We start from the raw sequence: 12,371 nt of genomic DNA on the forward strand, positions 1-12,371 counted from the left end.
TCGGCCGAAGGGGCTGTGTCCTCCCTGGGTGGGAGGACACAGCCCCTTGCGTGTCTCGGCGGTGCCGCGTCAGCCGGCGATCAGGCCGAACCCCTTGTACCCGGAGTCCGCGACCTCCTTGATGATCTGCCCGTACGCCCCGAACCCGCCGACGTACGGCATGAACACCCGTGGTTTGCCCGGGATGTTGGCGCCGAGGTACCAGGAGTCGGCCGACATCATCAAGGTGGCCTCCGCCTTGCGGCGGCACTCGGCGACCCAGTCCGCCACGGACTCCTCCGTCGCCTCGATGGCCGTGTACCCGTGCTCGTCGAGGTGGCGCAGACAGTCGGCCAGCCAGTCGACATGCTGCTCGGCGCACAGGATCACGTTGGCAAGCACGGACGGGCTGCCGGCGCCCGCGAGGCTGAAGAAGTTCGGGAAGCCGTCGGTGCCCAGGCCCAGGTACGTGCGCGGCCCGGCGCTCCAGGCGTCCGTGAGGAGCCGCCCGCCCCGGCCGCGCACCTCGATCCGGTCCACGGCACCCGTCATCGCGTCGAAACCGGTCGCGAAGACGATCGCGTCGAGCTCCACGTGCTCGCCGTCCGCGAGCACGATGCCGCGCTCGTCGATCCGCTCGATCGGATTCCCGCGCAGGCTGACCAGGCGCACGTTCTCCCGGTTGTACGTCTCGAAGTAGTCCGAGTCCGTCACGATGCGCTTCGTGCCGATGGGGTGGTCGGTGGGCACGAGCAGGTCGGCGACCGCCGGGTCCTCGATCCGGGCACGGACCTTCTCCTCCCAGAACGCCCGCGCCACACCGTTGGCGGCCAGGTCCGTCGTCTGGTCGGGGAACGTCTTGGAGTACAGGACGCCGCCCAGCTCCCAGCGCCGCTCGAACGCGGCACGGCGCTCCTCCTCGCTCGCCTCGAACGTCTTCTTCGGGTGCGCCATGTGCGGGGAACCGCCGCCGCTGAGCCGCGAGAGACGGCGGCGCTCGGCGTACCCGGCCTTCTGCTCCCGGCGGGCCTCCTCGTCCAGCGGCTTGTTGCCGGCCGGGATGGAGTAGTTGGGGGAGCGCTGGAGGACGGTCAGCTGCGCGGCCTGCTCGGCGATCAGCGGGATGGACTGGATGCCGGAGGAACCCGTGCCGATCACACCGACCCGCAGGCCCGTGAAGTCGACGCCTTCGTGCGGCCATTCACCGGTGTGGTACGTGGCGCCCGCGAAGTCGCCGATGCCCGCCACCTCCGGCAGATGTGTGCTGGAGAGACAGCCGACCGCGAACACGCAGAACCGGGCCGACAACACCTCCCCGCCGTCCGTGCGCACCGTCCAGCGCAGGGTCTCCTCGTCCAGCTCGGCCGAGGTCACCGACGTGGAGAAGGTGTAGTCACGGCGGATGTCGAAGCGGTCGGCGACATGGTGCAGATAGCGCATGATCTCCGGCTGCGTGGCGTACTTCTCGCTCCAGTCCCACTCCTGCTGGAGGTCGTCGTCGAAGGAGTACGAGTAGTCCACCGACTCCACGTCGCAGCGGGCGCCCGGGTAGCGGTTCCAGTACCAGACGCCTCCGACGTCGGCGCCGCGCTCGAAGCCGCGCACGCTGTAGCCCATGCCGCGCAGCTTGTGCACGGCGTACAGGCCGGTGACGCCCGCGCCGACGACCACGACGTCGACGGACCGAGGAAAGGTGCTGGTGTCGCTCATGTTCCGACGTCCTCCTTGCCGCCCCCGCTTCTGTGCCGGGGCGTGGTCACAACCTCAACGGAACGGAGACTGACAGGCGAAGGCGGTGTGGTGCAGGAGGTGGTTCCCGGTCAGCGGGAAGACGTACAAGCGTCCGCCCCGCCCGCGTCCTACGGTCGGCACACCATGAGCGGCTGACCGATCAAGGGAGTTACGGACATGACGACTCAGTACGACGAGGTGCGGGTCATCGACGCGGGGGCGCCTCCCGCCAGGTTCGCGCGTGGCTGGCACTGCCTGGGGCTCACCAGGGACTTCCGCGACGGGAAGCCGCACGAGGTCGAGGCGTTCGGCACCAAGCTCGTCGTCTTCGAGGGCGCGGACGACGGAGAGCTGCACGTCCTCGACGCCTACTGCCCGCACATGGGCGGCAACCTCGCCCACGGCACCGTCAAGGGCGACACCGTCGCCTGCCCGTTCCACGACTGGCGCTGGTCGGGCACCGGCCGCTGCGCCGACATCCCGTACGCCCGCCGGGTCCCGCCACGCGCCCGCACGCGCGCCTGGATCACCCGCGAGCGCAACCGGCAGCTGTACGTCTGGCACGACCCCGAGGGCAGCCGGCCGGCGCCGGAGCTGGAGATCCCCGAGATCGAGGGGGTGCACGGCCCGGAGGCGGGGGAGTGGTCCGACTGGTCGTGGAACGCGATCCGCGTGGAGAACGCCAACTGCCGCGAGATCGTCGACAACGTCGTGGACATGGCGCACTTCTACTACGTCCACTTCTCGTTCCCCACGTACTTCAAGAACGTCTTCGACGGCCACGTCGCCACCCAGTACATGGAGTCGGCGCCCCGCCCCGACATCGACCTGGAGACCCTGTCCGGTCAGGGTGCCATCCGTTCGGACGCCTCGTACTTCGGCCCCTCGTACATGATCGACAAGCTGTGGACCGACGTCGGTGGAGGCGTCGAGGTCGAGTGCGTCCTCATCAACTGCCACTACCCGATCGACGAGAACAGCTTCATGCTCATGTACGGGGCGATCGTCAAGAAGCTGCCCGGCATGACCGACGAGCAGGCCTCCGAAGCCGCCCGGCTCACCTCCGAGGGCCTGGCCGCGGGCTTCGAGCAGGACGTGGAGATCTGGAAGAACAAGACACGGATCGACAACCCGCTCCTGACGGAGGAGGACGGCCCGGTGTATCAACTGCGCCGCTGGTACGAGCAGTTCTACGTGGACGCCGCCGATGTGAAGGACGAGATGGTGCGCCGCTTCGAGTTCGAGCTCGACACGAGCAGGGCCAACGAGTCGTGGAAGGCGGAGGTCGCGGCGAACATGGAGCGGAGAGCCGCCGAGCGGTGACATCGGGTGGGGCGGGGCCCTCGCCGCGAAGGGACCCCGCCCCACACTCCCTCCCTCCCGTCACATCCAGCTGCCGGCCCGCGCCCACCGCAGCATGCTGTCCATCGGCACCGGAACTGCCGCCTGGGGAGCCTCCACCGGGGGAGCGAAGCGGGCCGCGCGCCCCGGACCGTACAGCTCGGTCCAGATCGATCGGGCGCACGACTGGAGCATCGGGGCCAGGCGTTCCAGGGTGCGGTAGTGGCCCGTCGACGACACGGAGACCGCGGCGATCGCCCGTCCGGCTCCCCGCAGCGGAACGGCGGCGGACACGAGGCCCCGACACGTCCCCTGCGGATCCCACGCGACACCCGTCTCGCGGACGGAGACCAGTTCCGTACGGAAGAGGAGCGGGCGCGTCACGGTGTGCAGCGTGCGAGGGGACAGGCCCGCCTCGAGCACCCGCTCCACGTCGGCCGGGTCGCCGAAGCCGAGGATGGCCTTGCCCGCGGCGGCGCAATGGGCGGGCAGGCGGGCGCCGACGTGGGTGGGCAGCGCATGGTCGTCGAGGGAGCCGATGCGCTCCAGACAGACCACCTCGGTGCCGTCCAGCACGAACAGCTGAACAAGCTTTCCTGTCGCATCGTGGAGTGCGTCGAGGCGGGGCAGAGCCGCCCGGAGCAGCCGGTTGTGGTGCGCGGCGAGCCCGCCGTGCTCCAGGAGCCGCAGGCCCATGCAGTACTCGCGGCCCTCCCGCTCCAGCCAGCGCAGCTGCACCAGTTGGTCGAGGATGCGGTGCGCGGAGGAGCGGCTGAGGCCCGAGCGGCGGATCACCTCGGTGAGGGAGAGCCGCGGGTGCGCGCGGTCGAACGCACCGAGCACCTGCTCGGCTTTCTCCAGGAGGGACGGAGCTGCCGTGCCTGGCCCGGGCTCCGGAGGTTGGGAGGCCGGTGACGCCGGCCTCTCACCGTTCCCAGGGACCGACGCGTTCCGACCGTCCACCACTGCCGTTCGAGGCACAGGAAACCCCCTGCTCAACGGGATAGGTTCGTGATGCTACGCACGTATTTCGGCGTTGAACGAACCATGCCACGCCGCCCTGCGCGGAGGGAAGAAACCGGCACGAGGTGTTTCGAAACGAAATATCGCGACGCCTTTTGGGGACGCTATGCGGGAGCCGCTACTTGGGGAGACCGAGCACGCGCTCGGCGATGATGTTGCGCTGGATCTCGTTCGAGCCGCCGTAGATCGTGTCCGCCCGGCTGAAGAGGAACAGGCGCTGGAACGCGTCGAGTTCGTAGGGTGCGTCCTGGACCGTCAGCGAGGAGGCGCCCGCCACCTCCATGGCCAGCTCTCCGAGGTTGCGGTGCCACGTCCCCCACAGCAGCTTGGCGATGGACGCCTCGGGCCCCTGTGAACCGGCCAGCATGCGCAGTGCGTTGAGCCTGATCACCTCAAGTCCCATGTGGGCACGGGTGATGCGGTCCTGGATCGCGGGGTCGTCGATCGCTCCGGTGTGCCGGGCCAGGGTCACCACGGTCTCCAGCTCGCGGGCGAATCCGATCTGCTGCCCGAGGGTGGAGACGCCGCGCTCGAACCCGAGCGTCGCCATTGCGACCTTCCAGCCGTCACCGGGGGTGCCCACGACGAGCGAGGCATCGGTGCGGGCGCCGTCGAAGAACACCTCGTTGAACTCGGACGTGCCGGTCAGCTGGTTGATCGGCCGCACGTCGACGCCGTCCTGCCGCATGGGCACCAGGAGATACGACAGCCCTGCGTGCCGCGTCGAGCCCGGTTCGGTCCTCGCGACGACGAAGCACCAGTCGGCCAGGTGCGCCAGTGACGTCCACACCTTCTGCCCGTCGATCACCCACTGGTCCGGGCGGCCCGGTTCCGTCGCCCGCTCCAGGCGGGCGCGCGTCGAGACGGCCGCGAGATCCGAGCCCGCCCCGGGCTCGGAGTAGCCCTGGCACCACAGCTCCTCCACCGCGCGGATCTTCGGCAGGAACCGGTCCTTCTGCTCCTGGGTGCCGAAGGCGATGAGGGTGGGGCCGAGCAGTTCCTCGCCGAGATGGTTGACCCGGGCGGGGCCGTCCGCCCTCGCGTACTCCTCGTGGAAGATCACCTGCTGGGTGAGGGAGAGTCCCCGGCCGCCGTGTTCCTCGGGCCAGCCGATGCAGGTCCACCCGTGGGCGGCCATGTGCCGGTCCCAGGCGAGCCGTTCCTCGTACGCCTCGTGCTCGCTGCCCGATCCGCCGCGTCCGCGGATGCCGGCGAAGTCGCCGGAGAGTTCCGTCCGGAGCCAGTCCCTCACCTCCTGTCGGAAGGCTTCGTCCTGTGGTGAGTGCGCCAGGTCCACGATTCCCCCTCGAAGAGGCCGCCGGTTCTTTGGTGCTGGTCGAGAGCTGGGCTTTCCATTACAGTACCCCACCAAGCACTTGTTTGGTTAGCGCCCAGGGTCGCAGTGAAGGAGCTGGTATGTCCACAGCGGAGAGCCGCCCCGTCGAGGAACAGGTCGTCACCTACGAGGTCCGCGGCACCGTCGCCGTGGTCACCGTGAACCGGCCCCAGTACCGCAACGCGCAGAACTCGAAGGTGACTTACGCCCTGGACGCCGCCTTCACCCGGGCGGTCGACGACGACGACGTCAAGGTCATCGTCCTGGCCGGCGCGGGCGAGCACTTCAGCGCAGGGCACGACATCGGCACGCCCGGCCGCGACATCCACGAGACCTTCGAGCGCAAAGCCGTCATGTGGTGGGACCACACCGACAAGCAGGGCGCCGACTCCCGCTTCGCCCGCGAGTCCGAGGTCTACCTGGGGATGTGCCGCCGCTGGCGCGAGATACCCAAGCCGGTGATCGCCATGGTGCAGGGCGCGTGCATCGCGGGCGGCCTCATGCTGGCCTGGTCCTGCGACTTCATCGTCGCCTCGGAGGACGCGTTCTTCTCCGACCCCGTCGTGCGGATGGGCATCCCCGGTGTCGAGTTCTTCGCGCATCCCTGGGTGATGAACCCGCGGGCCGCCAAGGAGTTCCTGTACACCGGGGACCGCTTCGGCGCCCGGCGCGCGCACCAGCTAGGCATGGTCAACCACGTCGTGCCCCGCGAGGAGCTGGAGTCGACGGTGTTCGCCCTGGCCGAGCGGATCAGCGCGATGCCCCGCTTCGGCCTGGCGCTGACCAAGAAGGCGATCAATCAGGCGGAGGACCTGCAGGGGATGCGCTCCGGGATGGACTCCGTCTTCGGCCTGCACCACGTCGCGCACGCCCACAACGCCGAGGTGGGCGCCGACTCCCTGGCCGGCATGGACGCCCGGGCGATGCGCGACTCGGGTCGGCAGACGGCGGGCACCGCGTGAACCCCGGCCCGCACCCCACCCCGGAATCTCACCGAAGGGCGACCGGATGACATTCGCACCCACCGAGGAGCGCGACGAACTCGCCGCGACCGTACGGAAGTTGCTCGGCCGCCGCAGCGACAGTGGCGCCGTGCGCAAGGCCGTCGCACAGGCCCCCGGCCATGACGAGGGCCTGTGGCGCACCCTGTGCGAGCAGTTGGTGGTGGCGAGCCTCGCGATCCCCGAGCAGTACGGCGGCGCCGGCTTCAGCCTGCTCGAGACGCACGCCGTACTGGAGGAACTGGGCGCGGCGCTCACGCCGTCCCCGCTCCTCGGCTCGGGAGTGCTCGCCGCCCAGGCCCTGCTGCTGAGCGGGAACGAGCCGGCGTGTGCTCGCCTGCTGCCGGGCATCGCCGAGGGCACCCGGACGGCCGCCGTCTGCTGGGCCGGAGAGGACGGGCGCTGGCGGACCGACCGCAGCGACGTACAGGCCGTGGAAGGGGCGCAGTGGCACCTGTCCGGACCGGCTACGCTCGTCCTCGACGGCGCGGCGGCCCACACCTTTGTCGTCGTCGCGAGGACCGGACCCGGGCAGGTCGGCCTCTTCGAGGTGGACGCCGCCGACGACCGGGTCCGCACCACCTCCACTCCTGCGATGGACACCACCGTGAGCCTGGCCCGGGTGGAGTTCGACGGAGTCCCGGGCGCGCCGCTGACCCTCGACGCGACCGGTGCGCTCGCCACGCTGCACGACATCGCCGCCGTCGCCGTGACGGCCCTGCAGGTGGGCGCTGCCCGGCGTGCCCTGGACATGACGGTGGCCTACAGCAAGGAACGCGTCCAGTTCGGCCGCCCCATCGGCTCGTTCCAGGCGCTGAAGCACCGCATGGCCGACATGCTGGTCCAGGTCGAGACGGCCCGGTCGGCCTCGTGGGCGGCGGCGTGGTCCGCGGCCCGCCTGGATCCGGACCTGCCCGAGCGGGCGGCCCTGGCCAAGGCGTGGTGTTCCGAAGCGCTCAACAAGGTGGCCTCGGACGCCGTCCAGCTGCACGGCGGGATCGCGATCACCTGGGAACACGACGCCCAGATGGTGTTCAAGCGGGCTCACGCGACGTCCCAGCTGTTCGGCCAGCCGCACGAGCACCGACAGCGCCTCTTCCGGCACGTCGTGGCACGCCGGTCCTCTCTCGACCCGAACCAGTGCTAGGTCAGGGCCGACCCTCTGGTGGCCAAGCGCCTGCTTGGTTAGAGTCGGGGTTCCGGGACAACGCGCTCCTGACTCCGCAGGCCACGCAACTGCCCGGAGGGGCCCGGTGATTCGATGAACGACCTGCTCGATCTGCGGCGCCTGGTGGAGACGTACGCGCTCGCCGTGGACCGCAAGGATCGCGATCTGCTGGGGGAGGTGTTCACCCCCGACGCGCGCCTCGTGGTGCACAGGGCGGACGGCACGGTGGGGCGGGAGCGGACGTCCGCGCAGGAACGGGCGCAGATCCTCGACGAGTTGGCGGCCTTCCGGCACACCTTCCACCTCGTCGGCAATCACCTCGCCGACGTGGACGGATCCACCGCGACCGGCGTCGTCTACTGCCTCGCCCACCACTACGACGCCGACCCCAGAGGCAGCGTGGACCTGGTGATCCCCGTCCGCTACGAGGACGACTACGTACGCACGGCCGACGGCTGGCGCATCGCCGCCCGCACCGTGCATCTGCTGTGGCACGAGCGCCGTACGTACCCGGCCGCCGGCACATGACCGCCCGGCGGCCGCGCCGCGCTCGCTGCGCACCGCCCCCACCGGCTCGGCTGGCATTACTTGGACCTGTACCTATGAGGAGAGGCTGATGAAATACGCCCTGGTGCTCCCTGTCGGGCTCGGTATCACCGCCGACCCGGACGAGATCGTGAAGGTGGTCCGGCACGCGGAGGAACTCGGCTTCGAGTCCGTCAGCGCGGTCGAGCACGCCGTGGTCGTCAGTGACACGGAGAGCCGCTACCCGTACGCGCCCGACGGCAAGTTGCCCCTGCCCGACGACTGTCCGTACCCCGACCCGCTGGAGCTGCTGGCCTTCCTGGCCGCTTCGACGGAACGGATCGGTCTCGCCACCGGCGTCCTCGTACTGCCCAACCACCATCCCGTGGTGCTGGCCAAGCGGCTCGCGACGCTGGACCGGCTGAGCCGCGGGCGGTTGCGGATCTGCCTGGGGCTCGGCTGGATGCGTGAGGAGATCGAGGCCTGCGGGGGTGACTTCCGGCGCCGCGGGCGCATCGCGGACGAGGCGATCGACCTGATGCGCGCGCTGTGGCGCGGCCAGGACGCCCAAGGTGTCGATTTCTCGGGCGAGTTCTTCACCGTCCGGGGCGCGCACAGCTACCCCAAGCCGCACCGGGCCTCCGGAGTGCCCCTGCACATCGGCGGGCACTCGGCCGCCGCGGTCCGGCGCGCGGGACGGCTCGGTGACGGGTTCCAGCCACTGGGGCTGGCCGGCGAGGAACTCGGGGCCGCACTCTCGCTGCTGCACGAGGAGGCACGCGCGGCCGGGCGTGACCCGCAGGAGATCGAGCTGACCCTGGGCGCGACGCTGCCGCGCGCCGCCGACAAGGCCGAATGGGCAGAAGGGCTCGGTGCGCAGCGGCTGTTGCTGTCCGGCTCCGGGCGAGCCACCACCGTCGACGCCCTCCTGGAGGAGATGTCCGAGGCCGCGCGGAAGCTGGGGCTGAAGCAGTGACGTCCCTCCCCTCCGACGGGCTGCCCGTCCCGCCGGAGCCGCCCGCGCCGTCCGCCCTGCCCCGCGTACCCGACGCGCCCCTGTTCGCGCACCGCACGGCCGTGGTCACCGGCGGGGGCGGAGGCATCGGGGCGGGCATCGTGCGCGCCCTGATCTGGCACGGGGCGCGGGTCGTCCTGGCCGACGTCGATGCCGGGGCGGCCCGCCGTACCGCCGACCTGGCCGCCGAGGAGAGCGGCGCCGAACCGGAGATCGTGGTCGGAGACATCCGCGCCCCGGACACGGTCGCCGAGCTGACGGACCTGGCCGGTCCGGCGGACTTCCTGGTGAACAACGTCGGGGACTACCGGCCCGCCGGCCCCTTCCTCACCAGCGACGAGACCGACTGGCAACACATGTACGACCTCAACCTGCTGCACATCCTCCGCGTCACCCGGGCGTTCCTGCCGGGAATGGCGGAACGCGGCCGCGGCGGCATCGTCAACCTCACCTCGGTCGAGGGCCTGCGCGGCATACCCGGCAACGCCGTCTACGGCGCCTTCAAGGCCGCCGTGGTCAACTTCACCGCCTCCCTGGCGGCGGAGGTCGGTCAGTACGGCATCCGCGTCAACGCCGTCGCACCCGACCTGACGGACAGCCCGCAGACCCCGATGTGGGCCGGCACCCGCGCCAAGTACGCCGACCATGTGGGCAGTTGGGTGCCGGTCGGCCGCTTCGGTCATGCTTCCGACCACGGCGACGCGGTGGTTTTCCTGCTGTCGGAACAGTCACGGTTCATCACCGGCGAGACCTTGCGGGTGGACGGCGGCACCCTCGCCGCACCCGGCTGGTTCCGGCGCGACGAGCAGCGGTTCACCAACATGCCGCGCCCGCTGCACTGACCGCGACGGCGCCCCGCGTGGACTACGGGGCGCCCCGCGTGGGCTTACGCGTGGACTATGAGGCGCCCCGCGTGGGGCTACGCGTGGACTATGAGGCGCCCCGGGTGGGGCTACGCGTGGACTATGAGGCGCTCGCGTCGAAGTCGCCGGTCATGAGCCGCGGCGCACTGCGCGTACGGAGCTGCTCGGCGCGCATCGCCATGGCGCCGCCGACCATTTCCAGGTGCGTCAGCAGGTAGAAGTCCGCGGCGGCGCCCTGGGCGAAGACGACCTCGGCCGCCTCGAGAGCGGACATGGACACCTCCTTGACCTGCAACATCGCGGCGCGCTCGGCCTCGGAGGCGGCACGGTCGCCGGACTCGACCCCGCCCGCCGACTCGAAGATCCTGCTCGCCACGGGACCGGGCAGGATCGCGGCGACCGAGATGTCGATCCCCGCGGTCTCGAGGTCGAGCTCGAGGCACTCGGTCAGGGCGAGCACCGCGTGCTTGCTGACGATGTAGGGCGCCTGCCGCGGACCGCCCGGACGAGCTCGTCGGCGACCGTGGTGGCCGCATCGAGGTCGATGTCGGCGATCGCGACCGCCATGCCGAGCGAGGCAGCGTACCTGGCCAGGCCCTCTCCCACACCGGATCCACCACCGGTCACGGCGAGCACGCCACCGGCGAACTGCTTCTGCGCTTCACGCACTCTTCGACTCCTCCTCGCGCGCGTACATTCCCGGTCTGCGGGAAACCGCTGTGGCCGCGATCCCCCCGCGGGCCAAGACTGCTCTCCCCGGCGGACCTTTCCGCGCACACGACCCACACCGTCAACCACCACACCCGAGGGACGAGATGGAAAACGCAGACATGGCATGGGACCAGGAGTGCGACGTCCTGGTGGTCGGTTCCGGCGGCGGCTCGCTCGTCGGCGCGTACGGCGCGGCGTCCCGCGGCCTCGACACCCTGGTCATCGAGAAGACCGCGTACTTCGGCGGCACCACCGCCTACGCCGGAGCCGGCCTGTGGCTGCCGGGCAATCAGAGCCAGGCCCGCGACGGCCTGGAGGACTCCGCCGACCTCGGGCGCGCCTACTTCCGTGCGGTGGTCGGTGACGCCACCCCGCACGAGGTGCAGGACGCCTACCTCGACGGCGCCGCGGAGACGGTCGCCTTCCTGGAGGACAACCCGCACGTCCGCTTCGAGTACCGGCCCTTCCCCGACTACTTCGCCGCCCCCGGCCGGTTCGAGGCCGGCCGCGCCGTCTTCCCCGTCGACCTGCCCACGGCCGACGGACCGCGGGAACTGCTCGACGCCGTACGCCCCCCGGCGTGGGCCGAACGGCTCGGCCTGCCCGTTCCCGACGGCCCGCTCACCGACGGCCGGGCCCTGATAGGCCGGCTGCTGCTCGCGCTGGAGTCGACCGGCAACGGCCGTACCCTCCGGCACACCGCCCTCACCCGGCTGATCACCGAGGACGGTGCGGTCATCGGCGCGGAGGCCGAGCAGGACGGCCGCACGCTGCGGATCCGCGCCCGCCGGGGCGTCCTCCTCGCCGCCGGCGGCTTCGAGGCCAACGCCGAGCTGCGCCGCACCTGGCAGGACCTCCCCGGCGCCGACTGGACGATGGGCGCGCCCGGCGGCAACACCGGCGACGCGATCACCGCCGCCGTCGAGGCCGGAGCCGCCACCGGCCTGCTCGACCAGTCCTGGTGGTGCCCGTCGCTGCGCTTCCCCGACGGCTCGGCCGCCTTCACGCTGGGGCTGCACGGTGGCATCTTCGTCGACGGCTCCGGCCGCCGCTTCGCCAACGAGTCACTGCCGTACGACCAGATGGGCCGTCAGATGCTGGCGGCCAAGGCGGGAACCACGCACGACAGTCCGGTCTGGTGGGTCTTCGACGGCCGGTTCGGCGACGAGCTGCCCGGCATCACCGTCGTCCCCGCCGACCGCAAGGCATTCACCGAGGCCGGGCTGTGGCACACCGCCGACACCCTCCACGGCCTCGCCGAGCGGATCGGCGTCGACACGGAGGCGCTGCGGACCACCGTGCAGGCCTTCAACGGCTACGCCGCCGACGGGGTGGACGAGGACTTCCACCGCGGCGAGGACGCCTACGACCGGTTCTTCGCCCAGGGCGAGGGCGCGAACCCCTGCCTGGTCCCGATCGAGGAGGGGCCGTTCCACGCCGTGCAGATCGTCCTCGGCGACCTGGGCACCAAGGGCGGGGTACGGACCGACGTCCTCGCGCGGGCGCTGCGCGAGGACGGCACGCCGATCCCCGGTCTCTACGCGGCGGGCAACACCGCCGCCTCGGTGTCCGGCCCGTACTATCCGGGCCCCGGCGTGCCGATCGGCTCCGCGATGGTCTTCGGGCACATCGCCGCCTCGCACATGGCGGAGCAGGGAGCGGGCAGCTGATCCGAAGG

At 71.0% G+C, this 12,371-nt stretch carries 12 protein-coding genes; 7 read left to right on the top strand and 5 right to left on the bottom strand.

The features are described 5' to 3' along the window. Positions 1-69: 69 nt before the first annotated feature. Positions 70-1,689, bottom strand: coding sequence for a flavin-containing monooxygenase (locus EOT10_RS07500; protein ID WP_127827250.1), 1,620 nt, complete (start codon positions 1,687-1,689; stop codon positions 70-72). Between the two features lie 198 nt (positions 1,690-1,887). On the opposite strand from EOT10_RS07500, the gene EOT10_RS07505 reads away from it, so the two are divergent. Further along, entirely contained in the window at positions 1,888-3,033 is a 1,146-nt protein-coding gene (locus tag EOT10_RS07505) for a 3-ketosteroid-9-alpha-monooxygenase, oxygenase component (protein ID WP_127827251.1), read from the top strand. A gap of 60 nt (positions 3,034-3,093) precedes the next feature. Here the strand turns inward: EOT10_RS07505 and EOT10_RS07510 are convergent, their stop codons facing one another. Together EOT10_RS07510 and EOT10_RS07515 are read right to left on the bottom strand one after the other, a co-directional pair. Then, positions 3,094-4,017, bottom strand: coding sequence for an IclR family transcriptional regulator (locus EOT10_RS07510; protein WP_431313263.1), 924 nt, complete (start codon positions 4,015-4,017; stop codon positions 3,094-3,096). Between the two features lie 175 nt (positions 4,018-4,192). Next, positions 4,193-5,371 carry an acyl-CoA dehydrogenase family protein gene (locus EOT10_RS07515; RefSeq protein ID WP_127827252.1) on the bottom strand — a complete coding sequence of 393 codons (1,179 nt, stop codon included), beginning with the start codon at positions 5,369-5,371 and terminating at the stop codon, positions 4,193-4,195. A gap of 119 nt (positions 5,372-5,490) precedes the next feature. Between EOT10_RS07515 and EOT10_RS07520 the strand changes: the two genes are divergently transcribed. From EOT10_RS07520 to EOT10_RS07540, 5 genes are all read left to right on the top strand, one after another. Then, positions 5,491-6,372, top strand: coding sequence for an enoyl-CoA hydratase (locus tag EOT10_RS07520; protein ID WP_127827253.1), 882 nt, complete (start codon positions 5,491-5,493; stop codon positions 6,370-6,372). Between the two features lie 46 nt (positions 6,373-6,418). Beyond that, the gene (locus EOT10_RS07525) at positions 6,419-7,558 is read left to right on the top strand and encodes an acyl-CoA dehydrogenase family protein (protein WP_127827254.1); all 1,140 of its coding nucleotides are present in this window, start codon (positions 6,419-6,421) and stop codon (positions 7,556-7,558) included. 114 nt (positions 7,559-7,672) lie between these two features. Continuing rightward, positions 7,673-8,107 (top strand): nuclear transport factor 2 family protein, encoded by a 435-nt coding sequence (locus EOT10_RS07530; RefSeq protein WP_127827255.1) that lies wholly within the window; start codon positions 7,673-7,675, stop codon positions 8,105-8,107. Between the two features lie 88 nt (positions 8,108-8,195). Beyond that, the gene (locus tag EOT10_RS07535) at positions 8,196-9,080 is read left to right on the top strand and encodes an LLM class F420-dependent oxidoreductase (protein WP_127827256.1); all 885 of its coding nucleotides are present in this window, start codon (positions 8,196-8,198) and stop codon (positions 9,078-9,080) included. Beyond that, positions 9,077-9,961 (top strand): SDR family NAD(P)-dependent oxidoreductase, encoded by an 885-nt coding sequence (locus tag EOT10_RS07540; protein ID WP_189491326.1) that lies wholly within the window; start codon positions 9,077-9,079, stop codon positions 9,959-9,961. The genes EOT10_RS07535 and EOT10_RS07540 overlap by 4 nt, the downstream gene beginning before the upstream one ends. 121 nt (positions 9,962-10,082) lie before the next feature. Here the strand turns inward: EOT10_RS07540 and EOT10_RS41830 are convergent, their stop codons facing one another. Together EOT10_RS41830 and EOT10_RS41835 are read right to left on the bottom strand one after the other, a co-directional pair. Next, positions 10,083-10,442: a hypothetical protein gene (locus EOT10_RS41830; RefSeq protein WP_223280861.1), complete on the bottom strand. Its 360-nt coding sequence runs from the start codon at positions 10,440-10,442 to the stop codon at positions 10,083-10,085. Then, positions 10,430-10,651: a hypothetical protein gene (locus EOT10_RS41835; RefSeq protein ID WP_223280862.1), complete on the bottom strand. Its 222-nt coding sequence runs from the start codon at positions 10,649-10,651 to the stop codon at positions 10,430-10,432. The genes EOT10_RS41830 and EOT10_RS41835 overlap by 13 nt, the downstream gene beginning before the upstream one ends. A 161-nt stretch (positions 10,652-10,812) precedes the next feature. On the opposite strand from EOT10_RS41835, the gene EOT10_RS07550 reads away from it, so the two are divergent. Then, entirely contained in the window at positions 10,813-12,363 is a 1,551-nt protein-coding gene (locus EOT10_RS07550; protein WP_223280863.1) for an FAD-dependent oxidoreductase, read from the top strand. The last annotated feature ends 8 nt before the right edge of the window (positions 12,364-12,371 follow it).

The organism is Streptomyces antnestii (assembly GCF_004005495.1).
Taxonomy (GTDB): Bacteria; Actinomycetota; Actinomycetes; order Streptomycetales; family Streptomycetaceae; genus Streptomyces; species Streptomyces antnestii.

Coding starts and splice junctions, on each gene's coding strand:
- EOT10_RS07500 (WP_127827250.1), bottom strand. CDS start 1,689: ATGAGCGACACCAGCACCTTTCCTCGGTCCGTCGACGTCGTGGTCGTC.
- EOT10_RS07505 (WP_127827251.1), top strand. CDS start 1,888: ATGACGACTCAGTACGACGAGGTGCGGGTCATCGACGCGGGGGCGCCT.
- EOT10_RS07520 (WP_127827253.1), top strand. CDS start 5,491: ATGTCCACAGCGGAGAGCCGCCCCGTCGAGGAACAGGTCGTCACCTAC.
- EOT10_RS07525 (WP_127827254.1), top strand. CDS start 6,419: ATGACATTCGCACCCACCGAGGAGCGCGACGAACTCGCCGCGACCGTA.
- EOT10_RS07530 (WP_127827255.1), top strand. CDS start 7,673: ATGAACGACCTGCTCGATCTGCGGCGCCTGGTGGAGACGTACGCGCTC.
- EOT10_RS07535 (WP_127827256.1), top strand. CDS start 8,196: ATGAAATACGCCCTGGTGCTCCCTGTCGGGCTCGGTATCACCGCCGAC.
- EOT10_RS07550 (WP_223280863.1), top strand. CDS start 10,813: ATGGCATGGGACCAGGAGTGCGACGTCCTGGTGGTCGGTTCCGGCGGC.